Below are 25,336 nucleotides of genomic sequence, written 5' to 3'. Positions count from 1 at the left end.
TTAATTTAAGAGTTCATCAAAGGTGATGGAAACGTAATAGATAGCTCCAATCGTCGGTCCACCGAAGTTTTGGATGTATCTGTTGTTGAAAATATTAGATCCTCCAAGCTTGACGATAGATTTCAGGTTAGGCACCTTGTAGCTAAGTTGCGCGTCAAAATTGTGGATCTCCGGCACGTCGCCCTGCGCAAAGGTGGACTCCCAACGGAAGCCTGTCTGGTAGCGGTAGGTTACGTTAAAGCCTAGGTTGTTGTAGACTTTTCTATTTCCAAAGGAGATATTGGTTTTGTGTTCCGGCGTGTTGAAATCATTCAGAAAGCCAGCTCCAAGATCGGTGATCAGACGGTTGAAGTTATAGTTACCGCTCAAGGTATAATTGCTCGGTAAGTTGTACGTCAAGCCCAAAGCCGCACCGTGAGCCCTTACTTCTCTATCCACGATATTGGTGTAAGTCTGGAAGGTGTTTTCCTGTCCAGGGATTGTGATAGGCGTCAAAAGGGTAGGGGCATTTACCGCGTTGATGGCACCCTCGTCAGTGTTGGGAAGTGCGCCAGGGAATACCTGTCCAGGTGCTCTTCTTACAGATGTCTGGGTGATGAAGTCATTATAAATGTTGTAATAATAAGCGAAATCAACCATTAACCTGTTGGATGCCAAAAGGCTCTTGTATCCGATTTCGAAGGATTGAACCTGCTCAGGTCTTAGATCTGGTAGAGACTCAATCTGAACCAGTTGGCCGGTAGCTTCAGGTGAGATCGGGCTTGCGCCTGCACCTACTGCAGCAGCATAGTTGTTTACAGATTCAATCGTGTAAGCATTTTCAAACACGTTGTATTTGTCTCTATAGAATGGCAAACCACCGATCAATCTTGCAGAAACCACATTCAGGTCAATGTGCTGGGCCTGGGTGGTTGGCATTCTGAAGCCAGTCTGGTAAGATAATCTGACGTTGCTGTTGCCTTGCGTCCAAACACCGGAGATTCTAGGGCTAAACTGGCCGTCAAAGTTCTCATTTTTATCATATCTGATGGAACCGGTCAATTTCAACCTGTCATCAAGCACCCTTTTGGAAGCCTGGGCAAAAGCGCCGTATTCCTCGATGGTGATGTCATTTCCTTCCACATCGGCGAAGATGGTTCCGTTGGAACGAAGGTCATACACTCTATAAGATGCGCCTACCTGCAAGTCCATGAAGTCAATCTCGTTTTTGAAGTCATACTGGCCTTCTGCCATGTACATTCTGGATTGGTCATTGAATAGGGAGCCTTGTGGGATCACGTTGCCTTGAACGTCAGCTTTGGCAGCTTCAAATTCAGGTGTGCCAGGTAAAAATCTACCCTGGTCAGCAATTCCCCTTGCAAACTCATGGGCATTGGCCTGCTGCTGGGGAGTACCCATGGAACCAGGGGCTACCTGCTGTTGCTGGAGCGCTCCCATGTATCCTAAGGTATATTGGCCAAACCAATCAGAGTTATTTCTCCATCTGTCGTTGATTGCTACACCGGTAAGGTCAGCGATATAGGAATCGCCGGAATTTTCAATGGTGGTATAACCTCTTACGAAGAAGTTGTCGCCTTTCAATTCAAGTTTGTGTTGGCTGATCTCAAAATTACTTAGAGAATACCTTTGAGCCCCAGTATAAACTGAAGTACCTGCGCCGTAATTAAAAGTGTAGGAAAGTTCAGCCCTATCGGTCACCCGGTAGTGCAAAGCTGCGTTTAACTTGTAGTTTTCAGCACCATAATCTACTAGGTGTCTTTCCTCGTAACCAGTTCTGGATACTACCTGATCTGGGATACTGCTTAGATAGCCTCCCAAACCCATACCTTGTGCCGCCTGTTGAATCCCGGCTACATTTCTGAGAAGTCCGATATTGTTGGATACTTCGTCACCAAAGACATGGACAGCATTTGCTCCCGGGTTGAAAGGCAGTTCGCCCTGTGCGGCTCTGTTTAAGTCAGTTCTGTCCGTACCGTACCAGTCTTCGGCTCTCATAAAGGAACCGTTTACTTTGAAGGCAAACTTGTTGTTGAAGGCATGTGCATATCGGATTGAACCCTGGTACATAGGCTGAGGGCTTTGGGGTTCTCCGGGACGACCGTTGATATGGTTTACCCCTTGCTGATAGAAGGCACTCAAACCCTGGTATTCAAATGGGTTTTTGCTGTTTACCAAAAGGATACCGTTGAAGGCATTCGGGCCATAAAGGGCCGATGATGCACCAGGGATGAATTCCACACTCTCCACATCCAATTCCGATGGTCCGTTGAGGTTACCTATCGGGAAGTTCAGTGCAGGGGCCTGGGTATCCATACCATCTGTCAACTGCACAAATCGGGTATTACCGGTGGAGTTGAATCCTCTGGCGTTGATGATTTGGAAGTTGATGGAGGAAGTGGTCACGTCCACACCTTTCAGGTTGGCGATGCCTTTATAATAATTGTCGGCGGGGGTTTCCCGGATGGCCAGGATGTCCATCTTTTCAATGGTTACCGGGGATTGAAGAATACTTTCCTCAACCCTGGAGGCGGAGACCACCACTTCCTGTCCGAGCATGGTTTGCTCCTGAAGGCTGATTCTTAGATTGCTTACATTGGATTCGGTAATGGCCACCTCCTGGGAGGCAAAGCCCACCATGGAAAAGATCAAGGTCAACGGGGGCTCCTGGTTGACCCGGAGGCTGAATCGGCCATTGTTGTCAGTGATGGTGCCGATAACTTTGCCTCTTACGACAATGTTGACACCGATTAGGGTTTCGCCCGTGTCGGCATCGGTCACTGTACCGGCTATATTGGTCTGCTGAGCCAATACCGTGAAGGGAGCCAAGGAAACTATGGCGACCAGTAGAAACACTGACAGCCACATTTTGCTGGTAAAAATTTTCATACGCATTAGGAGGTTTATTGCTTTTTTCAATCAATTCCGATTTAATGTTTTTAAACCGTTCCTAAATATATATGAAAATATTAAATACTCTCAATAGGTATTTAACTTATTTTTTTAATTTTTTGGAAACTAATATGTGTATTTTATGAACTGAGATAGGGGATGTGCACAAAAAAAGAGCAGGCTGTAAACAACCTGCTCTACTAATAGACTAAAATATTAACTATTTCTGCCTTTTATTTTCCTCATTGACATGCTCTACCAAGCGGTCACACAGAGCCTTCATTTCTTCCGACATATACTCATCACCGGTGCTGGAAAGGATGGTTTGGGACATCCCGCCAAGGATGTCGATGTAAAATCTTTTCATTTCCACTACTGACAAATCCTGGGTCCAAAGGTCAATTCTCAAGGTATTGTTGTTCAAATTGTCCCAAACGTTCAAGCTGATGCTCTTGGTCGTTTCAGGTCCATCGGCCTCTTTATCAGTAGCATCCCACTCGATGTTTTTTGGAAGATTTTTTTCGTCTAATGTAACTTTAAATTTTATTTCTGAAGTTTTCATAGTTTTCCACTTGCGATTAATCAAATGCTAAATTACTAAAGAAAAGAAACTTTTCCTTACATAGCCACTTTTCCTTTTTGGAAATATAATTCTGAAATCAAAGGGTTCGATTAATTGTCAAAGGTCATTTCTGGGATTTCCCCATCTACTACCAATCTTCCTTCTGTTTTTGAAACAATCTCCTCAACCGATACCCCAGGGGCTCTTTCAAGCAGTTTAAAGCCTCCTTCGGGCAAAACCTCCATCACGGCCAAGTCCGATACAATTTTGTTGACACACTTGATCCCGGTGATGGGCAGGGAGCATTCCTTAAGCAATTTTGATCTGCCGTCCCTGCTGCAGTGCTGCATGGCTACGATGATGTTTTTGGCAGAAGCTACCAGATCCATGGCGCCACCCATGCCTTTTACCATTTTTCCCGGAATCTTCCAGTTGGCGATATCCCCGTTTTCTGAAACTTCCATGGCACCCAGAATAGTCAAATGCACATGTCCGCCACGAATCATGGCAAAAGATTCAGCTGAGCTAAAAAGGGAGCTGCCTTTCACCATGGTGATGGTCTGCTTGCCTGCGTTGATGAGGTCTGCGTCTACATTTTCCTCGGTGGGAAAGGGGCCGATGCCCAAAAGCCCATTTTCCGATTGCAGCACCACCTCCAGTTCATCCGGTATATAGTTGGCCACCAAAGTGGGGATGCCTATGCCTAAATTTATATATTGCCCGTTTTTTACCTCTTTGGCGATCCTCTGGGCTATTTGGTCTTTGTTTAACATGTTGGGTAGGGTTAAAATGGGTTATTTGCGGATAGTTTTCTGCTCGATACGTTTTTCATAATCCTTGCCCTGGAATATACGCTGTACATAGATGCCCGGGGTATGGATGGTGTTTGGATCCAGCTCACCTGCCGGCACCAATTCCTCTACTTCCGCAATGGTGATCTTTCCTGCAGCCGCCATCATGGGATTGAAATTCCTGGCGGTGCCCTTATAAATTAGGTTTCCGGCCGTATCGCCCTTCCAGGCCTTCACGATTGAAAAATCCGCCTTCAGGCATCTTTCCATCAGGTAAAGCTTGCCGTCAAACTCTCTAATTTCCTTTCCTTCGGCCACTTCGGTACCCACACCCGCAGGGGTGAAAAACGCGGGGATTCCTGCTCCTCCGGCTCGGACTCTTTCAGCAAGGGTGCCTTGTGGGATGAGCTCCACCTCAAGTTCTCCACTCAAAAGTTGTCTCTCGAACTCGGCATTTTCCCCCACATAGCTGGAGATCATTTTTTTGACCATCCTCTTTTTCAGCATCAGGCCAATGCCAAAATCGTCCACGCCCGCATTGTTGGAAATACAAGTCAGTCCGGAAATATCCTTCTTTAAAAGAGCCGAAATACAGTTTTCCGGAATGCCGGAAAGACCAAATCCTCCCAACATCAAAACGGCGTTACTGGTAATATCACGGATGGCCTCATCGGCATCCTTTACAGTTTTATTGATCATACTGGTTTATTTATTTGGGTTTAAATGCCTAAAAATATCTTCTGCGGACTTTTTATCTTCCTTAAGCTGTGCTTTCAAGGCTTCTAAATTGGCGAATTTTTTTTCGGGTCTCAAGTAATGGATAAAGTTTATGCTGATGCGCTCGTCATACAGGTTGTCGGAAAAGCCGAATAGGTTCACCTCTACGGTTTTGGACTGCCCATCCACGGTGGGGCGGTTGCCAATATTGAGCATTCCCTCATACTGGTTTTCTCTCACAGAAGCCGTCACGGCATACGCTCCATCACTGGGTATGAGTTTGTAATCGTTAGGGATATGGATGTTGGCAGTTGGAAAACCTATCGACCGGCCGATTTGTTGGCCTTTGATGACGATCCCGTTGAGCTCATAGGGGCGGCCCAAGAATTCGTTTGCCGTTTCGATTCGGCCTTCCTCCAGGGCCTTACGGATCTTGGTGCTGGAAATGCCAACCTGGTCAATGTCTTCGCGGGAGATTTCCTCGAGTTCAAAGCCATATTTGTCGATATTTTCCTTGAGGTGCTCAAAGCCACCTTCCCGGTTTTTGCCAAACCGGTGGTCGTAGCCTATCACCAGTTTCTTGGTTTTGAGCTTTTCAATCAATACTTTCTGGATGAATTCCTCGGAAGTAAGCTGAGAAAAAGCCTTCGTAAAAGGTATGGTCACCAAATGGTCGAGTCCAAATTGCCGCAGCAGTTTGGACTTTTCCTCAAAAGTGGAAAGCAGTCGGAGGTTGTGCTCATTGGGATATAAAACCAGCCTGGGGTGTGGCCAAAAAGTGATCAGGACAGTTTCGCCCTGCACCTGATCCGCAATTTCCCTAATTCTGGAAAGAATCTTCTGATGGCCCAAATGCACTCCGTCAAAAGTGCCGCTAGTGACTACGGCATTTTTAATTTCAGGAAGATTGTCAAGACCTTCATATATTCTCATTCTCTTTCCTTTTTAATTTTTTCGACAAGCTCAAGTACATTTTCAGCCTGTTCAAGTTTAAATTCCCCGATACGGGTTCTGGTAAGTTTGGACATATATGCGCCCACCTGCAGCTTTTCGCCCAGATCCCTTGCGAGACTTCTGATATAAGTTCCTTTGGTACAAACAATTCTGAAGTCAATTTCTGGAAGTTGGCAGCGGGTGATCTCAAATTCGGATACGGTCACCGGTCGCGGGTCCATTTGTACGGTTTTTCCCTTTCGGGCGGATTCATAAACCCTTTTACCGTCCACTTTGATGGCTGAGTGCATAGGGGGAATCTGCAAAATGTCCCCTGTAAGTTCGGTCACTGCTCCCTTGATCTGGTCCAGGGTCAGGTGTAAAGGATCGGCTACCGGTACAACTTCTCTTTCCAGGTCAAAAGACTCGGTGGTGCTGCCTAAAACGAACGTGCCGGTGTATTCTTTTTCCTGTGCCTGATAGGTGTCGATGCTTTTGGTTTTCTTTCCCGCACAAACTATCAGCAGGCCGGTTGCCAAGGGGTCTAAGGTACCGGCATGGCCTACTTTTTTGATTTTAAGAGCGTTTCTGACTTTTTTGACTACGTCAAAGGAAGTCCATTCATACGGTTTGTTGATGAGGTAGACAGCTTCAAAAGGTTTTTCTTCCTGCATTATCTTGGTTTCAAATGGCCAGTAAGCCATCAGGGGTGATTATTGCTTTTTTGGTTTGTAAAAGATGGCATAAAATTCAAAAAGAAAGCCAAAAAGCGCGATTACCGGGCCCAAGGTAAGACCCATAAAACCGAAACCATGCGGCTCGCCATCGAGTCCCATGATCACAAAGCCTAATGTGATGATGGCTATGCCGATCAACATCAATTGATAATTCTTTTTCTCAAAAGGGAAATGGTTCTGACTCATGATTTAATATAATTCGTCCAATGTCATATTTAAATATTTGTTTACCGCCCTGAGGGTGCTCAGTACGGACAGCAGCGCTCCCGAGATGATGAGGGCGCCAAAAAGAATGAGCAGCAGCTCGTAATTCTGCAATGCGCCGAATCCGTCCACGTTTGCCTTGGCGTACTCTATTAGCCCCAACAAGAGTGCGGAGGCAAAGATTCCGGCCAATGCCCCAAAGAAGAAGGCCCTTCCCAAAAACGGCTTTCTGATAAAGCCCCTGGTAGCCCCGACAAGCTGCATGCTTCGGATAAGAAAACGCTGGCTAAATAAAGCGAGACGGATGGTGTTGTTGATGAGCATGATCACGGTGAGCACCAAGATTAGTATAAAAGCTCCCATCACTAGGCTGACTTTCATGAGGTTTTGATTGATGGATTCCACCAGGTCATTCATGTAGGTCACCTCAAATACCCCGTTGAGGCTATGGATTTCTTCCACGATTTCCTCAATCTGCTCTGAGGTCTGGTATTCTTCTGCAATGGCAAGGGTATAGCTGTCCCGAAGTGGGTTGTCGTCCAGAAACTTGCTAAAGTCTTCGCCGGTGTCGGCAAGGAAGGATTCTGCGGCCTCATCGCTGGAAGTGAAGTTAATTCTTTTGTCCCCGTCTTTGGCCAACACGTACGGTTGGGATTCCAGCCAGGTGCCGATTTTTTTCTTTTCCTCCTCAGAAATGTTTTTGTTCAAAAAAACCTGCAATTCAATGTTTTCTCTGATTATGGAGGTGAGCGTTTTGGCTTGAATTACAATGACGCCAAAAAGTCCAACTATGAAAAGGGAAAGGGTGATGCTGAACAGCACACCGAAAAATTTAAAGCTCCCGACTTTTTTTTTCTTCATAGAGGTAGATTAAGAATGTATGTCTTCCCAAAATTAATCAGGTATATGGATTAAACCAACCTTATGGGTTTAAATTGAAAAGAATCACTTTGGTACCGGTCACCAGGAAGAGTCGATCGGCGATTTCCGCGGTTACATTATAGAGCCCGGTGAACTTGCCAAAGGCCGGCAGTATAAGTTGGCCGGGCCGATGGAGGAAACAGGGGACCTTGATTTTCCTGGCTCCGCTGCCGCCCGCTGAAAATCCCGGGTGTATATGTCCGCAGAGGTTTATTTTCCTCTCCTTGAGATCTTCCATCGGCTCATGGCTGAGGATCAAGTGATCCAGCTCCAAAGGCTGATCGATGACTTTGATGGTAGAACTCTGGTAGATTTTTTTTGGCAATATGTCATGGTTGCCCTTGATGAGTATAAAATTCACCTCGGTAAATCCCTCCAAAAATTCCTCCAGTCTAACCCATTGGGCATTTAGGTCACTGTGAAACAGGTCTCCCAGAAAATAGAAATTGGCAGGCTGGTAAGTATGTATCAGCTCTTCGATAATTTTATAATCCTCCAAATGGACGGATTCGGGCACCGCTATCCCCGCTTTTCGGAAATGCCCGGCTTTGCCAAAATGCGTGTCTGCTATGAATAGGCTGTTCGTGGCGGGGCAATAGGCGGCTTTTTCTTTGAGCAGATAAAGAGGCGAACCTATTGAGGTGGTGATGTATGGGGTTTGTGTGTCCAATTTTTGCATGAATAAATATAACGGTACCGGTCATCTTAAATTGGGTTTCCAGCCGGGTGAAATTAGAAAAAAAAACCAAAAAACATGAAAAATACCCCGATCGGGGTATTGTCCTGAGGGGGACAAGTTTGGTAAATTTGTATTCAACCACTCTTGATTTTTCTAGCAATACTGTTTTGGCTGAAAATTAGTAAAATATTTATCTATTGATTTTCTATAGCTTTCCGATATATGTCAGTTCTTCCTATTCAACCCCACATCCTGGAAAACCATTGGTCCAGTCTGCAAAAGACCGATGTAGGAATTCTTTTCAAGTATATTCCGCTTATGGAATCAGAATTTGAAAGGGCAAAAAAAATGAGCAGGATCACTGTGGGGTTAAACCAAGAGCTGCTGTGTGATTTCAATGATCTTGCGTGGGAGCTTTATAAGGATCTGGCATTTTTGGGCCTTGTGACATGTGCGGAATTTGACCAAGGTGAGATCACGGTGGAAGCGTGTGAACTGGATGCCATTTCAAAACCGGACCCTATGGTTTGCTTCAGGCTTTTGGCCACGGCCGTGCAGGGGCGGAGTTTTGAAAGTGGCCATTTTAAATTCTTGATAAAAATACAAGTCGTTTTGGCGATTTTAAAAGGACTCCGGAGAGCGTTTGACGGGGAGTAAAAAAGTATAAATATGTGGATAGCATCAGCAAATGGTTTCGTATTGATCGAAACCGCAAAAAGCGGAGTGGGCAAAGTGATTGTCAAGGCTTTTTGCCGGGAGGATTTTGAGGGGATGGTAGACTTAAACCGGATTTCGGATGGAAAGGATGAGTCGGGATATTACCATGTTTTGGTAGCCAAGCAGGAATTGGCTGATATCCTGGTCAAACTTGTGAAAAGTGTGGATTATAATAATTTTGAGGAGGCCATATCTTGCCATCCCGTTCAGGTAAAGAAAAAAGACGTGTATGGGCGCTTTCTAAAAGATGTGGGACAACTTTATTAATCCATTAAGGAAGTGAATCCGCTCTGGCTGTGACATACAGCAAATACCAATCTTCCCGACTTAAATTCACTTTTGCAGCCTCAGCACACCGCTGGATTCTCTGTGGTTTAGTGGAGCCAATGACCGGTTTGATGTTATAGGGTAGCCGTAAGATCCAAGCTACCAATATGGCTGCCGGGTTGGTGTCGTACTTTTCAGCTAGCTTCTCAAGTAGCCTTTTCACTGCCTTGGTTTCTTCCAGGTCGTTATCATTCAGGTACAGCCCATTGTCCAATGCTCCCCAAGCCTGGATTTCAATATTGTGAAGTTTGGAAAATGGTAGGAAGTCGCCGACCCCGTTTTGGGAAAACTTGGTGATGTTATAAGTCAGTCCTTCTTCGATTAATGCAGCGTGTTTTAAGCTAAACTGAATCTGGTTGGCCGTGATAGGCATGTCGCAATAATACTGAAGCAGCTGAATATGGGATGTAGACATGTTGCTTACTCCAAATCTTTTGACCAGTCCCTCGGACTTTAGATAATCGAAGGTTTCGGCAATTTCTTCCACATCCATTAGGGGATCAGGGCGGTGGATGAGGAAGGTGTCTAGATAATCCGTCTGTAGGTTTTTAAGGCTTTTGTCGATTTGTCTGATAAAGTATTCCTTGGATGAATGGTAGGTATTGAAGCCTCCGGCGGTGCCGAGTGAGATCCCTGCCTTTGACTGTATCTTGATCATTTCCCTTAATCCGGGATTTTCCTTCAGGATTTCTCCAAAAGCCAGTTCAGCTTTCCCCACATTGTAAATATCAGCATGGTCAAAAGTGTTGATGCCACAGTCCAGTGCCGCATGGATTGCTTTTCGTGCCTCTTCAATGTTTTCCTTCTCCAATGGGGAATCATCCCAACTGCCCCCAAGTCCCATGCAGCCGTAAATTATGTGGTGAGTCTTATTGGTTTCCGTCATTGCCCTGCAGTTGAATATTGTTTAGAGGGTGTTAAGATAATAAAAATATACAAATTTTTGCAGGTGATAGTATTAAGTCTTGGACTCAATGGAGTTTGGTGGGATTATGTGTATACTTACCTATGTTGTTGAAAAAATCATATTGATTCATTTTGGGTGCCTTAAAGTTGAACTTTTGATGTTTGAGTAATATTTTTGCGGAGTTTTAACCAGTATAGTTATACGTTTACTTAGAATTGTCGTTTATACCGGATTTGGAAAGGTTAATGTGAAGGCCTAACCATTTATTAGGATATCTGATTGATTATCATAGTGGAAGGGGGAAAGTTTGGTTAGGCCATCTGAACATTTGTGTTTAGAAATGTGTTTAAAAAATTAAACAGCTGATTGAACAAAAAATTAAGCTTATTTAATTCATTGCTGTTGAATTACAAATTTATTCCGTTTGTGTGCTATTATTCAATAAATGCTGAAATAACGTGGTTACAGTAGATTTTCTTGTTAAATTTGTTTTAAACATATATTTTGAACAAGGTATTAATTGTCTAGTGTGGCCCTCTTCGAAAGGAGACCTGATTAAATAAGTACCTGAATTTTAGAACAATTAGCTTTTGTTTTGTTTAAAATGGTGAGAGAGGTCGGAAATTGACGATTAAAGTTAAAATATGAAAGAGCTGGTGAAAGATTACCAAAAAAATGGCAATGGAAGTTCAAACGGTAATGGAGCGTTTAATGACAACGGTAACCTGTTAATCAAAAACGCTTTATTTGTAAGAGATAAAGGAAGTTTGGCGAAAGTGAAGTTTTCTGATATTCTCTGGCTCAAAGGTGATGGGAATTATACAACTTTAGTAACCCGCACCAAGGTTTATTCCCTGAGGAATATCCTAAAGGAATTTGAAGCCGTATTGCCGGAAGTGGATTTCATTAGAATTCATAAATCTTACATTGTCAGGGTGGATGAGATCAACACAATCTCTCCTAAGGAAGTCACAATCGTTGACGAAAAGGTACCTGTAGGTAGAACGTACTATCAAAAATTGATTAATGGAATCAATAAACTTGGCTCGGGAGGCCAAGAATAAGAGAAAATTTAAACCGCTTTTCAGCGGTTTTTTTTGTGCCATAATAAACTGCTGTCTCCATAGCTCAGGAATCTGTAGTCATTATTGAGTGCCGTGTTATAAATCTCTCTCCATCTGCCTTTTGAGAAAGCGGCCACCAAAAGGATCAAGGTACTGGCTGGCTGATGGAAATTGGTCACCAGGCCATTGCAAACTCTAAAGGAATATCCCGGCAGGATGAAAATCTCCGTACTGCCTACTATTTCCTCCAGATTGGATTTTTCCATGTGGTTTAAAATAGCCTGAAAACTCTCTTTATAAGTCGGCAACTCGGCATGTTGGTAGGGGAAAAGTTTTGGTATGAAAAAATCCGTATCTCCATTTATAATTTTTACCCCGTACCAATAGAGACTCTCCAATGTTCTTATGCTTGTGGTGCCCACCGCAATAATATTCTTATAGCTGCCAAGTAAATTTATGATTGTCTACTTTCCAATGATCAGCTGTTCGCTGTGCATGGGGTGGTTATTGACCAGTTCTTCTTTTATAGGTTGGAAAGTGCCGGCACTCACATGCAGGGTCAGGAACTCCTGTGAAATATTCCTAGCTTCTAATTGGGCAAGGATTTCAGGGGTGAAATGAAGCCCGGCAGTCGGTGCGGCTACCGCGCCCTCTTTTTTGCTGTAGACCGTCTGGTACCGTGGTCTGTCCTCGTCGGTTGCTTTTCTATTGAGGTAAGGAGGCAAAGGTACCTCCCCGGTGGCTTCCACGACAGATACAAACGGATGATTGGAATTCCATTTGAAAGAAACTTTTCTGGATTCCCGGTCAATTAAGTTGGCCTCAATAACCGTCTCTTCACCATCTATTTGAACTTTTCCTTGAAGAATTTCACCCTCTTTCCATTTTTTCAGATTGCCGATCATACATTCCCAGGCCACCTCTTCCCGGGCTGCCATGATCTGGTTTATTTCGAGTGATGGTGAATAGGGCTTAAGCAAAAAGATTTCAATCTTCGCCCCGGTGGCTTTTTGGAAAATCAGTCTGGCAGGAATCACCTTGGTATTGTTGAAGACCAGCAGGCTGTTTTCGGGTATCAAGGTGGGGATTTGGTCGAAACGGTGGTGTGCGATCTCTCCGTCTTCAAAATGGAGCAACTTGGAGCTGTCCCGCTGGGGCAGGGGGAATTTTGCTATTCTCTCATCTGGAAGTTCGTAATGGTAATCGGACAGCCTAACCTTTTCTAAATCGGACATGAATAAACTTAATTTTGTAATTTCAGGGCAAATATAGACATAAATAGGCTTTCAAAATATTCTGAGTGCTTGTTGGCCGAAACCAAATGGAAACTTCCCCTATGAAACTGGAATTTGAGTGCATACTTTATACCTTGGATTTTAAATTTGAAGCAGGGACATCTCGTGGTGTTCTTAAAACCAAGACATCCTATTTTATCAAAGCTAAAAGTCCCAGTTTGCCCGGTCGGGTAGGTTGGGGTGAAGCAGGGCCTTTGCCAAAGTTGAGTTTGGATCACTTGGAGAATCTTCAAGAGGTAATCTCTGCCTATGCCTTGAAGTTTGAAGAGTTGGACTTTCCTGAAAGCGTGGATGGGGTTTTGAATTTTTTGCAACAGCATGTGAGCCATGATCACCCCAGTGTGCGGTTTGCTTTTGAGGTGGCCATCTTGGACTTGATAAACGGACGGGCAAATCTTTTTGCAGGAAAGAATACCCAGCCTCTAAGTCCCATCAAAATCAACGGGCTGATCTGGATGGGGGATAGGGAGTTTATGTTGGAGCAGATTGATCAAAAACTCCGGGATGGATATGATTGTATCAAAATGAAAATCGGAGCCATTGATTTTGAAGAGGAGTGTAGGATTTTGGCTCATATTCGGAATAGCTTTGGCCCAGATCAGATTACTTTGAGAGTAGATGCCAATGGGGCATTTGCCGTGGGTGAAGCCAGGGCAAAGTTGGATAAATTGGCAGAATTCGGGCTGCACAGCATTGAGCAGCCCATACGGCAGGGGCAGTGGCAGGAAATGGCCAAATTATGTGAGGAGTCACCGGTTGATATTGCACTTGATGAAGAGTTGATCGGTGTGTATGGAGAGCAGAGAGCTAACCTGCTGGATGTTATCAGACCACCCTATGTTATTTTAAAACCCACTTTACTGGGTGGAATCTGGGATACCCAGGAATGGATTGATCTGGCAGAAGGGCGGAATATTGGCTGGTGGATGACTTCTGCCCTGGAATCCAACATTGGACTGAATGCCATTTATCAATTAACAAGTTTGTATCGGCCGCATATGCCCCAAGGTTTGGGTACAGGTCAGCTTTATCACAACAATATCGATTCCCCTCTCACCATCGAATCAGGATTTTTGAGTTACAGTGATAGCAAGAGTTGGGTGCTACCCGAAAAATAGGCATAAAAAAAAGCTGCTTAACTTAGTTAAGCAGCTTTTGCACTTTCAATGTTATATGTTATGCCAACTTTACATTTACAGCATTAAGTCCTTTTCTTCCTTCTTTAAGGTCGAAAGTTACATCGTCATCTTCTCTAACTTCGTCAACTAATCCAGAGATGTGTACGAAGTATTCTTTAGAAGATTCATCGTCAATGATAAAACCGAATCCTTTAGATTCGTTAAAAAATTTTACTTTTCCTGTGTTCATAATATTGTTATTGTATTTTATAATGATTCAAAGGTAAGCAATGTTTCTTAATTATCATCAAGTAATGAAAAAAAATATTTTTTTTCTGCAATTCTCGAATGGGATTTACATGAGGAATATGCCTGCATTTTGGCATTTTTCTACTTCTTCTGCAGGCCATATCCCTGTCTGAACTTCTCCTATATGTGTTTTTCGTAGCAAAAACATGCAAAGCCGGGATTGTCCTATTCCACCTCCAATACTTTCTGGAAGTTTTCCTTCCAGCAATGTTTTATGGAATAATAATCCTTCTCGAGCCTGACTATCAGTTATTTGAAGTTGATGTTTCAAAGCTTTCGCATCAACTCTAACACCCATAGAGGAGATTTCAAATGCCTGCTGTAAAATTGGGTTCCAAACCAGGATGTCTCCGTTTAACCCTTTTTTTCCATCCTCGCTTTCGGTGGTCCAGTCATCATAATCAGGAGCTCTACCATCATGGGGTTCACCGTTGGCTAGCTTGCCTCCGATTCCGATCAGGAATACAGCGCCGTATTTTTTAGCCGCTACAGTTTCCCTCTCCTTTGCTGACAGGTCCGGGTATTCTGCTAATAAATCCTCACTATGGATGAAGGTGAGCTCTTCGGGTAGGATAGGGGTGATGTCCGGATATTGTTCAAACACTTCCAGCTCCGTGGTTTTAATGGACTGATAAATCTTGGTCACGGTTTTCTTTAGGTAGTCTATCGATCTTTCCTCAGGCTTGATGTGTTTTTCCCAATCCCACTGGTCCACATAAAGCGAGTGGATAGGAGAGTAGTCCTCATCAGGTCTCAAGGCTCTCATATCGGTAATGATACCTTTTCCAGCAGAAATCTCGAGTGCAGCCAATTGCCATCTTTTCCATTTGGCCAAAGAGTGAACCACCACAGCCTTCTTTTCAGACTGGTTTTTTATAGGAAATCCTACAGGTCTTTCGATGCCATTCAAATCATCATTTATCCCTGTGCCATCCACTATCGCCAAAGGGGAGCTAATCTTGACAAGATTAAGGTTTCGGCGAAGGGATTTTAAAAAAGTTGTCTTTACCAATTCAATGGCTTCCTCTGTGTCTAGCCTTCCTAGAAGACTTTTGTACTGGGTTAATTCTGCTGTTTCCATTGTGTTATTTTTAATGAATGGGTTGAAAAGATACTTAATATGTAACAAAGGTATTTGTTTGTTGATTAAATCATAATAAAAAGCATAAATTTTTGAATAAATTATCAAGATTTGGATAAAAAATAAAGAGTCGGTAATTTTTACCGACTCTTATTGAAAATTTTGCAATGGATCAACCTCATTTAGGTAGTGGGAAGATGTAGACGGGCTTGGGGATGGAAAGGGTAAAATCAGTAGGGGAGACTTTTCCGGATGTTTGATCCCTTTCAAATAACACAATTTCATCGGTATCCTGGTTGGCAATCAAAATCTGCGAAAGGTCGGGGGACAATAAGAAGTTTCTTGGATTCTCCCCGTTTACCCCAATTCTTTGAATGGCCTCCAGCTTTCCATCATCCGAAATTTTAAAAACTGTCAACTGGTTGGCTTCTCCGCGGTTGCTGGCATAAAGGAAAGAGCCATCAGGGGTGATTCTGATTTCGGCACCTCCCTGTTCGCCAGAAAAATTCTCTTCACTCAATAAATGGCTCCCAACATGCTCGTAAGCACTCCCGGAAGAATTTTGGTAATGCCCAACCTCCCCCGTAAGCTCATGTATCAGATAAAGATGGTCTCCTGTTTTATCGAATATCAAATGCCTCGGTCCGGATCCCGGGGCTACCTCAATATCAAACGAATGGGTAAGCGGATTGGTGGTGGTTGAATCAAAATCATAAACTTTCACTTTGTCGATTCCCAGATCACCCACGAACAACTGTCTGCCATTGGGATGGAATACCGCCGAATGCACATGGGCAGCCTCCTGCCTTTCCTCGTTTACACTGCTTCCCGAATGCTCAACAGTCTGGACAGTTTTCAACAACTCACCATTTTCTCCGATCTGAAGGACTGAAAGGTTTCCCCCCTCATAATTACCAACTATAAGAAACTTCTCCGAGGGGTCAAGGGTGAGGTAGCAGGGAGCAGCTCCGTTTGAGGAGACTGTGTTTATTTTTACAAGGTTGTTGTTTATGGAATCAAACTTTAAAGAAGTGACTTGGCCATTATCTGTCTCTTGGACGGCATAGACGCGGTTGCCAGATTTAGTGGAGATTACAAAGGAGGGGTTTTCTATATGGGTGGCTATCGATACGATTTCTGGAGTTCGATTGGAATGGAAGCGCACAAGGTTTATTCCTTGCTTATCGGTTTCGGTATAGGTACCGACCAAGGCCAGAAAGCTATCTTGAGCGATGGCTGAATGTGTCATAAGCAGTGCTATGATTATGGTTAAAAATGATTTCATGACTTATTGTCAACCAATATTTTAGCCAAAAAAAAAGAGCATCCGACTGACTGCTCTTATTAATTAGATATATGATGTACGTGCGGTCTCCAAACCTGCTGTCAGGTTCTAATTTTACTTGACACTTTTCTTAAACATTTAGCGCCAAAGAGGCTTTGAGTAACTTCTTTAGAACTTAGTGTCCTGGGTGGCCATTTTTTGGCCATTGCTTTTCCACTTTGATCTACTAGCTTTTTAGACCTTTTTCTTCACGTCATCCGGCTCTTCTTCGGAAGAAAGTACGTGGGTTTTGGGGTGGTATTTACCCTTCAGGTCGTCATATTCCGAATTTTTCCACATCTTCACGCCAGTAAAATAACTGGCCCTTCCCAGCATGTGCGCACCCACCGGGGCAGTCAAAAGCATAAAAAGGATAATGGCCAGCACCCTTGAGGTGATGGAAAGGTCATTGAAGTAAAAAGCTGCCGCGATCAGGATCAGGCCAATTCCCAAGGTGGCTGCCTTGGTGGTCACAGAAATTCTCAAATAGAGGTCGGGCATCCTTACCACGCCGACGGCGGCAAGGAAAATGAAGACGGCACCTAAGGTGGACAATATAGCGATACTGATTTCAGTCATTTTTTTCTCTTTTTTCCAAATAATAAGAAAAGGCCACTGTACCCAAAAAGGCAATCAGCGCCAAAATCATGGCAATATCCAAAAAGGTGGGCTGGTTGGTATGGATGCTGTATATAGCAATGATGCCTATCCCAGTGGTAATGATTAGATCCAGCGACACAACCCGATCGGATAAGGTAGGGCCCTTCAGAAACCTAACAAAGATGATCAGGATGGATATGGCCAGTAGCGGCAATATGATATAGTATAGATATTCGTATAGACTCATCGCAAAATTTCTAATAGTTTTCTTTCAAAGCCATTCTTGATGCTGTGAATGAATGCTTCCTTATCACTTACATACATGGCATGAACGTATAGTACCTTTTTATCATCAGACACATCCAAGCTCAAGGTGCCCGGCGTGAGGGTAATTAGGTTGGCCAACAGGGTGATTTCAAGATCTGTTTTGGCAGTAAGCGGTATACGGATTATCCCGGGCTTCATATAATAACGTGGCGTCATCACGTCATAGGCTACCTGCAAATTGGCCTTGACCAATTCATAGATGAAGAAGAAAAAGAAAGCAATAATTTTGGGCCCGCGGGTAAAGTATTTGTCATCCCTGCGGGAAGTGGAAATCAGCCAAAGTAGGATATAACTTAACAGGAAGCCGAATACGAATCCTTCGGCGGAGAAATTCCCGGTAAGTGAAACCCATATGATGGCCAGCAACATATTGCTGAGTAATTTGGTCTTTATCATGGCTGCGATTCATTTATAGGTCCCAAAACTGCTTCAATATATGGCGTGGTATCCATTAGCTGCTTTCCGATAATGGTGCTCAGTTGGATCACATGGTCGGCGCCAAGTCCGATATAAAGGGAAATCAAGGACAAAAACACAATTGGGAAAACCATGGCGGTTCTTTTTAGAGGCTTCAGCTCCCAGAAATATTTCACATTGATCTTTTTCGGCAATTTGTCCCCATCTTTCCAGAATACTTCCGCCCAAAGTTTTGCCATCACAAACAAAGTCAAGAAACTTCCTGCAATGATGAAGGCCACCAGCATAAAGTTCTCAATAGCAAAACCTGATTCTACCCAGAAGAGTTTGGCCCAAAAACCTGATAGCGGCGGAATACCTACCAGTGAAAATATGGGAATTGCCATCAAAAGGGAAAGTTTTGGATACTCCTTATACAGCCCGCCTAAGTTGCGCATGCTAAAGGTACCCTTAATTTTGAAGATCAGACCACTGACCATAAACAGGTTGGTCTTCACGATGATATCATGGATCAAATAGAAAACGGTTCCTATAAGGGCTGCCTCGGTAAACATGCCCAAGCCGGCAATCATATACCCAATATGGCCCACAATTAGGTAACTGAACACCTTTCTGATGTTATTTTGGATCAACGCACCAATACACCCGGTGAGTATGGTGAGCCCCGCCACCCAGCTAATGAGGTTGATCATAAATTCATCCGGTACGAAAATGAGGGTAAACACACGCAGTAAGGCATATACCCCCACTTTGGTCAGCAATCCTCCAAAAATGGCCGAAATGGCCGGGGGAGGAGTGTGGTAGGAGGCAGGAAGCCAAAAGTGCAAGGGGAAAACAGCCGATTTGATACCAAAACCAACAAAGAAAAGAATGGCCGTAACATTCACCAGTCTACGGTTTTCCAAATTAGCGACTTTGATTGAAAGATCCGCCATGTTGAGGCTTCCCACCAGACCATAGAGGATGGCAATGGCAGTCAGGAATATGGCCGAAGCCAACAGGTTCATGGTCACATACTTGATAGAACCCTCAATTTGGGCTTTTTCCCCTCCCAGGGTGATCAAAACGAAGGAGGAAATGATGATGATTTCAAACCAGACGTAGAGGTTGAAAATATCCCCTGTCAAAAATGCGCCATTCAATCCCATAAGGAGAAAATGGAATATCGGGAAATAGCCAAAACGTACCCGCGCATTGCGTACGCTGCCCACTGAGAAGATCGATACGGCCAATCCTGCCAGTGAGGTCAACAGTACCATTAGCGAACTTAAGGGATCCGCTATAAAGGTAATTCCAAAAGGGGCCTCCCAGCTTCCCGCTTGGGTCACATGGATTCCGTTTTTTAGCACTATGGTGAGTAGCCACACCGAAATACCCAGCGTGACCAAGCTCATAATTACGCTGATAGCCTTTTGGGTGTTCTTTTGTGTCCAAAAGAACATCAAAAGAATGGCTGTAAACAGCTGGGAAATGATTGGTAAAATTATGTAAGGGTTGCTCATAAATCTTCGTCAGTTGCATTCATTTCATCAAGGTCATCTGTTTTGACCACCTTATAGGCCCTTTTGATCAGGATGATGGCGAAGGCCTGCAGACCAAAGCTGATCACAATGGCGGTAAGGATCAACGCCTGAGGCACTGGATCGGCATAAATTTCCGCCAGCACGTATGAGGCATCATCGATGATGGGTGGTTTTCCCTTCACAATTCTTCCCAAAAGAAAAATCAGCAGGTTGGCCCCGTTGCCCAGCAGGATGAGGCCGATGATGAGTTTGACCAAGCTACGCCGCAACATCATGTAAATGCCTGCCGCATACAGTAGCCCGATAATTATGACCAGTAATAACTCCATTTATATAGTTTCTGAAATAGTAAAGATAATGGTTAAGGTAACTCCCACCACAACCAGAAAAACCCCAATGTCGAAAAACAGGGCGGATCCAACCATGCCTATCACAGGCACTGGGTTTTCAAACCAAAGCCCCGTCATCAAGGCTCCCCCTGTGAAAAGAGGCGCAATGGCTGCTATAAGTGCCAAAGCCAAACCTATAGGCATGAGAAATCCCGGGTGGAATTTGATGATACCCCTGGTTTTTTCGATTCCGTTGGCAAAGGAGTGGATCACGAAAGCTATCGCTGCAATAAGACCTCCAACAAATCCGCCTCCCGGCAAATAATGGCCCCTGAGTAAAATAAATATGGCAAACAATAGCAACAAAGGCAGTAAGTAGCTCGATGCCGTTTTAAATATGATTGTTTTCATGCTTATTCTTTTTCAATGCTTTTAAGTCTGAGCTTCAACAAACTGAAAACCCCTATGGCCGCAATGGAAAGTACGATGATTTCCACCATGGTATCTGCCCCCCTGAAATCTACCAGGATCACGTTTACGACATTTTTTCCCTTGGCAAGAGTGTAGGCGTTTTCAGCATAATAGGCAGAAATCTCTCTCTCTAATGGCTCATTCAACACTTCAAGGGTCAACAAGCTGATGAGTCCGCCAAAAATCAAAGCCAACATGCCGTCTCTCACCCTGGAACCCGTGTCCGATAATTTGAGGTATTTGGGCAAATTATAAAGCACCAGTACAAATAGAATGACGGTAAGGGTATCGATAGAAAATTGCGTCATGGCAAGATCCGGTGCCGAGTAGAAGAGGAAAATCAGGCAGATGCTATAACCGATGATCCCCATAGCCGCCACTGCCACCAACCTAGAGCGAGTAAAGACGGTGAAAACAATGGAAACCGCCATGATGGCCAGCACAATGGCTTCGTATAGGGTGATTTCGGTGAGTTTCCCAAAGTTGACATACAGATCAATGCCCTTGAAAATCTTATAGGCCAAAAGGACGGATAAGAAAGTCAAGATAGCAATCACGTAATATCTCAGGTAGCCGTTTTGCAGCACGTAGGTAACTCCCTTGGCGGTAGATTCAAAGATTCTGGTACATCGAAGGATAATGCTCATCGGCGAGATAGGCTCAAACCGGGTGGCTTTAGCCAGAAGGCCTTCAGATGGTTTCAGGATAAAATACAACCCAAGTCCACCCCCTATAGTGATGGTGCTCAAGAGCAAAACAACGCTCCATCCATGCCATAAGGCCAAATGAAAATCTGGACTGGTGTTCAAAATAGCCGCAGCCACTGGCTTGATTAGTGGAGAATCAATGATCATGGGCAGAACCCCAAATACAATCCCAAGTCCGGCTAGGATCATTGGGGGAATGTACATCAGGGGGCTTGGTAAATGGAGCTTTTCATATTTCTGCGGTAACTTTCCTATAAAGGGTTTGATCCCTGCTAGAAAACCGGCAAATAGGAGGCAAATATTGGTAAGAACAGCTGCGACAGTAAGGACAATTGCCCAGTCACCGTAGTGAAGGGTTGCTTCGTAAATCAGGTCTTTTCCCAAAAAACCAAAGGACGGTGGTATACCAGCATTGGAAATGGCCGCCAATATTGCAGCAATCCCCACCGGTAACATTACTTTGTTCAATCCTGAAAGCTGGCTGACATCGCGGGTTCCTGTCTCGTGATCTATGATCCCTGTGACCAAGAAGAGGGTTGCTTTGTAAAGCGCATGGACCAGAATAAAGACAGATGCCGCCAAAAGCGCATCATCCGTTCCCAGTCCGATGAGAAATACCAATACCCCAAGCGCTGAAATGGTACTGTAGGCCAGGATACCTTTCAGATCCAATCTGAAAACCGCATGAATGGCCGCATACAGCATGGTGACCCCACCTATGATTATCAGCGTGGTATTCCAATACTCATGGTTACCCAGTACAGGAGTAAATCGAGCCAGTAGGTAAATACCGGCTTTTACCATGGTGGCTGAGTGTAGGTAAGTGGAAACAGGTGTTGGTGCCTTCATGGCGCCGGGAAGCCAGAAATGAAATGGGAACTGGGCGGATTTTGTAAACGCACCCATGAATACCAAAAACAAGATCAAGACAAAGTAGGGATGGTTGTGGATGAGCTCCGTTTGGCCCATTAGCTCTACTATGCTGTAACTTCCCGTGACATAGCCCAGTAGAATCATTCCCGCCAGAAGAAACAGTCCTCCGAATCCGGTGATACCCAAAGCCAAGAGGGAAGACTTCCTTGATGCTTCACTATCATTGTTAAAACCAATCAGGAAAAACGAACTGATGGAGGTCAATTCCCAGAAAATGAAAAGCGTAATGATATTGTCTGATAGCACCAGCCCCAGCATGGATGACATAAACATGGCCAAGTAGCCATAAAACCTGTCCAAATAAACATGCCCTTTCAAATAGGAGCTAGTATAAATAAAGACAAGCGAGCCTATCCCGGTAATCAGCAAGGTGAACAGAAGAGAAAGCCCGTCTAAATGGAAGTCGAAATTTATCCCAAGCTGAGGGACCCAGTTGTAGGTAAAATGGTAGGTTTCACCGTTGGCTACTCCTGGGATAAAACTGAGGAAATAAATAAACAGAATAACCGGAAGGGCCGAAAGGAGAATGGATAAGTTCCCTTTAATTTGTTTGCCGATAACAGGCAAACAGGCTGCTAATAGAAATCCTGATAAAACAGAAAGGAGCATATAGATGTTTTCTAATTCTATTTAAAATGGATAAGGCAAATGATTGAAAATCAAATCGGTAAAAGCTATTTTGTTAAGCAAAATCCATTGGGGACCTGCCTTTGCTTCTTTGCAAAATACAAAAATTATATGAGAAGCTTAATCTGGCTTTTGATGATCGGTGAGCTAAGATTTAAAGCTTATTGGATAAAACATTGAAAATGAACAGGTTGTTTTTCAGGGGAGGAAACCGGAAATTTTATTTGAGGGTACTTTTTCAAAATAATTCAAAAAAAGCAGCATTTTGATTAACTTCATCTAAACACTAACCTATTAAACTAATGAAATCAACTTATGAAATAGAGGTGGGCAAACGCTTTACCATCTACAATAGCTTGTTTCTCGATTTGCCCTTCGATGATATTTATCAGACGGGGACCCTGTTGCCCCTTTTGGGGTCCGCCTGTGAAAAGGGCCTTGAAAAAGGGATGAGCCCCAAGGAAATCATTGAAAAGTTTTTTGAGGAAATGCTACAGTCGAAAAGTGAAAAGGAGAGACACGATGTGCTTTTTCAGCTCATCCAATATGTGGAGCGACAAGTCGTCCTTTTTGATTCCATCGAGGATGCGGCATTTGAAAAGATCAACGAAATCAATGGCAAGGGCAGTATGAGGGCTTTGGTGGCCCGGACTGAAGCCGACGGCAACCGAAAAAAGCTTATCGAAAAGCTCAAAACCTTTTCCATCCGGATCACCCTGACAGCTCACCCCACTCAGTTTTATCCCGGAAATGTGCTAGGGATCATCACTGACCTTGAGTCTGCCATCGAATCCAATGACCTGGAACATATCAACCTGTACCTACAGCAGCTCGGAAAAACGGCCTTTATCAATAAAAGTAAGCCCTCACCTGAAGAGGAAGCTGCCAGTTTACTCTGGTATTTGGAAAATGTGTTCTACTTCAGCATCCCCGATATCATCTTCAGGATCTTGAAACAGCTCAACCTTTCCATCCATGATTGGGATAATCCCCAGCTTTTCCAGATCGGGTTTTGGCCAGGAGGGGACAGGGATGGAAATCCATTTGTCACCCATGAGGTTACTAAAACGGTTGCAAGCAGGTTGCAGAGGTGGATTCTCAAGTGTTATTACAGGGATATCAGAAAGCTTAGAAGAAGGTTGAGCTTCAAAAAGGTGGAGCCGATTATACTAAAAGTTGAGGGTGATATTTATCAGTCCCTTTTTGCCGACCAGGAAAATCCCATTCAAAAAGAGGAGCTTCTTGGCCAACTTTATGAAGCCAGAGAGGCGATAATTACCTATCACAATGGCCTCTTCTTGGACCTGCTTGATGAGTATATCTTGAAGATCAAAATCTTTGGGTTCCATTTTGCTAGCATGGATGTACGCCAAGACAGCCGAAAACATGATGGTCTTTGGAAGGAGATTCTGAATACTGATCAGCCGCCTACCATGGAAGAATTGTTTTCTACTCAAAGCCTGCCGGAGAGTTATCAGGATGATTTCCATAAAGAAATGGTAGAAAGCTTCAAAACCATTCCGTTGATTCAACAGCAGAATGGGGAGGAGGGCCTGCATCGCTATATAATTTCCAACTGTCAATCTGAATTGCATATCATGGAGGTGTACCGTTTAGCCCTGCTGACTTTTCCGCAGGAAGGTGGCTTGCCGCTGGATATTGTGCCTTTGTTTGAAACCATTGATGATTTGGCCAATGCCCCTGGGATTATGCGCAGTCTTTATCAGGATGAGCGATACTCCAAGCACTTGAAGAATAGGTCCATGAAACAGACCATCATGTTGGGCTTTTCGGATGGCACCAAGGATGGTGGGTATATCCGAGCCAACTGGTCGATTTTGAGAGCCAAAGAGGAGTTGACCAAGGTCTCGAAGGAGTTTGGACTAGCGGTGGTGTTCTTCGACGGCAGGGGAGGACCGCCGGCAAGGGGTGGTGGAAATATGCATAATTTTTATGCTTCCCTTGGTACTGAGGTTGAAAATGAGGAAATCCAGGTTACTATCCAAGGACAAACCATCAGCGCAAATTATGGAAAGGAAATCACCTGTACCTATAATTTGGAGCAGTTACTGAGTGCCGGCTTGGAAAACCATCTTTATCCAACCCCCGAAAAGCAGTTGTCCAATGAGCAGCGGGAAATTCTAGAGCAAATGGCCAAGTATAGCTATGATGCTTATAAGGATTTCAAAAACCACCCCAAATTCGTCCCTTACTTAGAGCACATCACGCCCCTGAAATATTTTGGTGAGGCCAATATTGGTTCCCGTCCCGTGAAGCGCAACAAAGATGAGGGGATGTCCTTTGATGATCTTCGAGCCATCCCATTTGTAGGGGCGTGGGCGCAGATGAAGCAGAACATCCCGGGGTTTTATGGGATCGGAAATGCCATCTCCACCATGGAAAAAGAAGGGAAGCTGGAAGATGTGAAAAAACTGTTTCAGGATTCCCTGTTTTTCAGGACCCTGCTTGGAAACAGTATGCAGTCTATGGCCAAGTCCAATTATAAAGCCACGAAGTATTTATCGGAGGATAAGGAATATGGAGAGTTTTGGAAAAAAATGCATTCGGAATACCAAGAGTCACTAAAGTACATCTTGGAAGTGAGCGGGATGAATTCCCTATTGGAGGAAACGCCGGTGATTAAAAGTTCAATCGCCATTAGAGAACGGATCGTGTTGCCCTTGATCACCATTCAGCAGTATGGAATACAGAAGTTGCTTGAAAATCCTGAGCTGAAAGATGAGGAAGTTTATCAGCGGTTAATCCTGCGATCAATGTTTGGAATCATCAATGCAGCAAGGAACGCTGCTTAAACACAATAAAAAAA

General features: G+C 44.1%; 25 protein-coding genes and 1 pseudogene. 5 read left to right on the top strand and 21 right to left on the bottom strand.

The annotated features are described in order from the left end of the window. From KIH41_RS10480 to pdeM, 9 genes are all read right to left on the bottom strand, one after another. On the bottom strand, positions 1-2,865 hold the full coding sequence (locus KIH41_RS10480) for a TonB-dependent receptor (protein WP_455429750.1): 2,865 nt from the start codon (positions 2,863-2,865) through the stop codon (positions 1-3). Between the two features lie 244 nt (positions 2,866-3,109). After that, positions 3,110-3,451, bottom strand: coding sequence for a gliding motility protein GldC (gldC, locus tag KIH41_RS10475; protein ID WP_213946071.1), 342 nt, complete (start codon positions 3,449-3,451; stop codon positions 3,110-3,112). Between the two features lie 110 nt (positions 3,452-3,561). Then, positions 3,562-4,224: a 3-oxoacid CoA-transferase subunit B gene (locus KIH41_RS10470; RefSeq protein ID WP_214162358.1), complete on the bottom strand. Its 663-nt coding sequence runs from the start codon at positions 4,222-4,224 to the stop codon at positions 3,562-3,564. Between the two features lie 21 nt (positions 4,225-4,245). Next, complete coding sequence (locus KIH41_RS10465; RefSeq protein ID WP_213946069.1) at positions 4,246-4,941, bottom strand: CoA transferase subunit A; 696 nt, start codon at positions 4,939-4,941, stop codon at positions 4,246-4,248. A 6-nt stretch (positions 4,942-4,947) separates the two neighbouring features. After that, positions 4,948-5,892 carry a bifunctional riboflavin kinase/FAD synthetase gene (locus KIH41_RS10460; RefSeq protein WP_214162357.1) on the bottom strand — a complete coding sequence of 315 codons (945 nt, stop codon included), beginning with the start codon at positions 5,890-5,892 and terminating at the stop codon, positions 4,948-4,950. Next, on the bottom strand, positions 5,889-6,596 hold the full coding sequence (truB, locus tag KIH41_RS10455; RefSeq protein ID WP_394369805.1) for a tRNA pseudouridine(55) synthase TruB: 708 nt from the start codon (positions 6,594-6,596) through the stop codon (positions 5,889-5,891). The genes KIH41_RS10460 and truB overlap by 4 nt, the downstream gene beginning before the upstream one ends. Positions 6,597-6,605: 9 nt before the next feature. Further along, the gene (locus KIH41_RS10450) at positions 6,606-6,815 is read right to left on the bottom strand and encodes a DUF3098 domain-containing protein (RefSeq protein ID WP_213946067.1); all 210 of its coding nucleotides are present in this window, start codon (positions 6,813-6,815) and stop codon (positions 6,606-6,608) included. A gap of 3 nt (positions 6,816-6,818) precedes the next feature. Then, positions 6,819-7,694 (bottom strand): cell division protein FtsX, encoded by an 876-nt coding sequence (locus KIH41_RS10445; protein WP_213946066.1) that lies wholly within the window; start codon positions 7,692-7,694, stop codon positions 6,819-6,821. 61 nt (positions 7,695-7,755) lie between these two features. After that, the gene (gene pdeM, locus KIH41_RS10440; RefSeq protein ID WP_214162356.1) at positions 7,756-8,433 is read right to left on the bottom strand and encodes a ligase-associated DNA damage response endonuclease PdeM; all 678 of its coding nucleotides are present in this window, start codon (positions 8,431-8,433) and stop codon (positions 7,756-7,758) included. Positions 8,434-8,655: 222 nt separating this feature from the next. On the opposite strand from pdeM, the gene KIH41_RS10435 reads away from it, so the two are divergent. Both KIH41_RS10435 and KIH41_RS10430 read left to right on the top strand, forming a co-directional pair. Continuing rightward, positions 8,656-9,090: a hypothetical protein gene (locus KIH41_RS10435; RefSeq protein ID WP_213946064.1), complete on the top strand. Its 435-nt coding sequence runs from the start codon at positions 8,656-8,658 to the stop codon at positions 9,088-9,090. 12 nt (positions 9,091-9,102) lie between these two features. Further along, complete coding sequence (locus KIH41_RS10430; RefSeq protein ID WP_213946063.1) at positions 9,103-9,417, top strand: hypothetical protein; 315 nt, start codon at positions 9,103-9,105, stop codon at positions 9,415-9,417. A 4-nt stretch (positions 9,418-9,421) separates the two neighbouring features. Here the strand turns inward: KIH41_RS10430 and KIH41_RS10425 are convergent, their stop codons facing one another. Continuing rightward, entirely contained in the window at positions 9,422-10,363 is a 942-nt protein-coding gene (locus KIH41_RS10425) for an aldo/keto reductase (RefSeq protein WP_213946062.1), read from the bottom strand. A 665-nt stretch (positions 10,364-11,028) separates the two neighbouring features. Here KIH41_RS10425 and KIH41_RS10420 point away from each other — a divergent pair. Then, on the top strand, positions 11,029-11,448 hold the full coding sequence (locus KIH41_RS10420; protein ID WP_213946061.1) for a LytR/AlgR family response regulator transcription factor: 420 nt from the start codon (positions 11,029-11,031) through the stop codon (positions 11,446-11,448). 20 nt (positions 11,449-11,468) lie between these two features. On the opposite strand, the pseudogene KIH41_RS10415 reads toward KIH41_RS10420, so the two are convergent. Further along, positions 11,469-12,683: pseudogene (locus KIH41_RS10415) on the bottom strand (S-adenosylmethionine:tRNA ribosyltransferase-isomerase). Between the two features lie 101 nt (positions 12,684-12,784). On the opposite strand from KIH41_RS10415, the gene KIH41_RS10410 reads away from it, so the two are divergent. Continuing rightward, entirely contained in the window at positions 12,785-13,861 is a 1,077-nt protein-coding gene (locus KIH41_RS10410) for an o-succinylbenzoate synthase (RefSeq protein ID WP_214162355.1), read from the top strand. A gap of 58 nt (positions 13,862-13,919) precedes the next feature. Here the strand turns inward: KIH41_RS10410 and KIH41_RS10405 are convergent, their stop codons facing one another. The 10 genes from KIH41_RS10405 to KIH41_RS10360 all read right to left on the bottom strand — a co-directional run bounded on the left by KIH41_RS10405 (position 13,920) and on the right by KIH41_RS10360 (position 22,491). Then, positions 13,920-14,111 (bottom strand): cold-shock protein, encoded by a 192-nt coding sequence (locus KIH41_RS10405; protein ID WP_143961448.1) that lies wholly within the window; start codon positions 14,109-14,111, stop codon positions 13,920-13,922. A gap of 105 nt (positions 14,112-14,216) precedes the next feature. Beyond that, a complete protein-coding gene (asnA, locus tag KIH41_RS10400; protein WP_213946058.1) occupies positions 14,217-15,251 on the bottom strand; it encodes an aspartate--ammonia ligase in 1,035 nt (344 codons plus the stop codon). Positions 15,252-15,429: 178 nt separating this feature from the next. Then, positions 15,430-16,536 carry a lactonase family protein gene (locus KIH41_RS10395; RefSeq protein WP_214162354.1) on the bottom strand — a complete coding sequence of 369 codons (1,107 nt, stop codon included), beginning with the start codon at positions 16,534-16,536 and terminating at the stop codon, positions 15,430-15,432. Between the two features lie 234 nt (positions 16,537-16,770). After that, positions 16,771-17,154 carry a monovalent cation/H(+) antiporter subunit G gene (mnhG, locus tag KIH41_RS10390; RefSeq protein ID WP_213946056.1) on the bottom strand — a complete coding sequence of 128 codons (384 nt, stop codon included), beginning with the start codon at positions 17,152-17,154 and terminating at the stop codon, positions 16,771-16,773. Then, on the bottom strand, positions 17,147-17,422 hold the full coding sequence (locus tag KIH41_RS10385; protein WP_213946055.1) for a cation:proton antiporter: 276 nt from the start codon (positions 17,420-17,422) through the stop codon (positions 17,147-17,149). The genes mnhG and KIH41_RS10385 overlap by 8 nt, the downstream gene beginning before the upstream one ends. Beyond that, entirely contained in the window at positions 17,419-17,898 is a 480-nt protein-coding gene (locus KIH41_RS10380) for a Na+/H+ antiporter subunit E (protein WP_213946054.1), read from the bottom strand. Before KIH41_RS10380 ends, KIH41_RS10385 begins: the two co-directional genes overlap by 4 nt. Further along, positions 17,895-19,421, bottom strand: coding sequence for a proton-conducting transporter transmembrane domain-containing protein (locus KIH41_RS10375; RefSeq protein ID WP_214162353.1), 1,527 nt, complete (start codon positions 19,419-19,421; stop codon positions 17,895-17,897). The genes KIH41_RS10380 and KIH41_RS10375 overlap by 4 nt, the downstream gene beginning before the upstream one ends. Further along, positions 19,418-19,771, bottom strand: coding sequence for a Na+/H+ antiporter subunit C (locus KIH41_RS10370; protein ID WP_213946052.1), 354 nt, complete (start codon positions 19,769-19,771; stop codon positions 19,418-19,420). Before KIH41_RS10370 ends, KIH41_RS10375 begins: the two co-directional genes overlap by 4 nt. Then, entirely contained in the window at positions 19,772-20,182 is a 411-nt protein-coding gene (locus tag KIH41_RS10365) for a Na+/H+ antiporter subunit B (protein WP_213946051.1), read from the bottom strand. It lies immediately after the preceding gene. A 2-nt stretch (positions 20,183-20,184) separates the two neighbouring features. Continuing rightward, a complete protein-coding gene (locus KIH41_RS10360) occupies positions 20,185-22,491 on the bottom strand; it encodes a putative monovalent cation/H+ antiporter subunit A (RefSeq protein WP_214162352.1) in 2,307 nt (768 codons plus the stop codon). Positions 22,492-22,811: 320 nt separating this feature from the next. On the opposite strand from KIH41_RS10360, the gene KIH41_RS10355 reads away from it, so the two are divergent. Beyond that, the gene (locus KIH41_RS10355; RefSeq protein WP_214162351.1) at positions 22,812-25,322 is read left to right on the top strand and encodes a phosphoenolpyruvate carboxylase; all 2,511 of its coding nucleotides are present in this window, start codon (positions 22,812-22,814) and stop codon (positions 25,320-25,322) included. Positions 25,323-25,336 lie beyond the last annotated feature (14 nt).

This window comes from Litoribacter ruber (genome assembly GCF_018500185.1).
GTDB classification, from domain to species: domain Bacteria; phylum Bacteroidota; class Bacteroidia; order Cytophagales; family Cyclobacteriaceae; genus Litoribacter; species Litoribacter ruber.
Note: the sequence above shows the minus strand (reverse complement) of the source record. Positions and strands in the feature narration are given on the sequence as shown.

Coding starts and splice junctions, on each gene's coding strand:
- KIH41_RS10375 (WP_214162353.1), bottom strand. CDS start 19,421: ATGAGCAACCCTTACATAATTTTACCAATCATTTCCCAGCTGTTTACA.
- pdeM (WP_214162356.1), bottom strand. CDS start 8,433: ATGCAAAAATTGGACACACAAACCCCATACATCACCACCTCAATAGGT.
- KIH41_RS10435 (WP_213946064.1), top strand. CDS start 8,656: ATGTCAGTTCTTCCTATTCAACCCCACATCCTGGAAAACCATTGGTCC.
- KIH41_RS10410 (WP_214162355.1), top strand. CDS start 12,785: ATGAAACTGGAATTTGAGTGCATACTTTATACCTTGGATTTTAAATTT.
- KIH41_RS10385 (WP_213946055.1), bottom strand. CDS start 17,422: ATGAGTCTATACGAATATCTATACTATATCATATTGCCGCTACTGGCC.
- KIH41_RS10370 (WP_213946052.1), bottom strand. CDS start 19,771: ATGGAGTTATTACTGGTCATAATTATCGGGCTACTGTATGCGGCAGGC.
- gldC (WP_213946071.1), bottom strand. CDS start 3,451: ATGAAAACTTCAGAAATAAAATTTAAAGTTACATTAGACGAAAAAAAT.
- truB (WP_394369805.1), bottom strand. CDS start 6,596: ATGGCTTACTGGCCATTTGAAACCAAGATAATGCAGGAAGAAAAACCT.
- KIH41_RS10360 (WP_214162352.1), bottom strand. CDS start 22,491: ATGCTCCTTTCTGTTTTATCAGGATTTCTATTAGCAGCCTGTTTGCCT.
- mnhG (WP_213946056.1), bottom strand. CDS start 17,154: ATGACTGAAATCAGTATCGCTATATTGTCCACCTTAGGTGCCGTCTTC.
- KIH41_RS10470 (WP_214162358.1), bottom strand. CDS start 4,224: ATGTTAAACAAAGACCAAATAGCCCAGAGGATCGCCAAAGAGGTAAAA.
- KIH41_RS10460 (WP_214162357.1), bottom strand. CDS start 5,892: ATGAGAATATATGAAGGTCTTGACAATCTTCCTGAAATTAAAAATGCC.
- KIH41_RS10430 (WP_213946063.1), top strand. CDS start 9,103: ATGTGGATAGCATCAGCAAATGGTTTCGTATTGATCGAAACCGCAAAA.
- KIH41_RS10365 (WP_213946051.1), bottom strand. CDS start 20,182: ATGAAAACAATCATATTTAAAACGGCATCGAGCTACTTACTGCCTTTG.
- KIH41_RS10420 (WP_213946061.1), top strand. CDS start 11,029: ATGAAAGAGCTGGTGAAAGATTACCAAAAAAATGGCAATGGAAGTTCA.
- KIH41_RS10445 (WP_213946066.1), bottom strand. CDS start 7,694: ATGAAGAAAAAAAAAGTCGGGAGCTTTAAATTTTTCGGTGTGCTGTTC.
- KIH41_RS10450 (WP_213946067.1), bottom strand. CDS start 6,815: ATGAGTCAGAACCATTTCCCTTTTGAGAAAAAGAATTATCAATTGATG.
- KIH41_RS10480 (WP_455429750.1), bottom strand. CDS start 2,865: ATGTGGCTGTCAGTGTTTCTACTGGTCGCCATAGTTTCCTTGGCTCCC.
- KIH41_RS10395 (WP_214162354.1), bottom strand. CDS start 16,536: ATGAAATCATTTTTAACCATAATCATAGCACTGCTTATGACACATTCA.
- KIH41_RS10355 (WP_214162351.1), top strand. CDS start 22,812: ATGAAATCAACTTATGAAATAGAGGTGGGCAAACGCTTTACCATCTAC.
- KIH41_RS10380 (WP_213946054.1), bottom strand. CDS start 17,898: ATGATAAAGACCAAATTACTCAGCAATATGTTGCTGGCCATCATATGG.
- KIH41_RS10465 (WP_213946069.1), bottom strand. CDS start 4,941: ATGATCAATAAAACTGTAAAGGATGCCGATGAGGCCATCCGTGATATT.
- asnA (WP_213946058.1), bottom strand. CDS start 15,251: ATGGAAACAGCAGAATTAACCCAGTACAAAAGTCTTCTAGGAAGGCTA.
- KIH41_RS10405 (WP_143961448.1), bottom strand. CDS start 14,111: ATGAACACAGGAAAAGTAAAATTTTTTAACGAATCTAAAGGATTCGGT.
- KIH41_RS10425 (WP_213946062.1), bottom strand. CDS start 10,363: ATGACGGAAACCAATAAGACTCACCACATAATTTACGGCTGCATGGGA.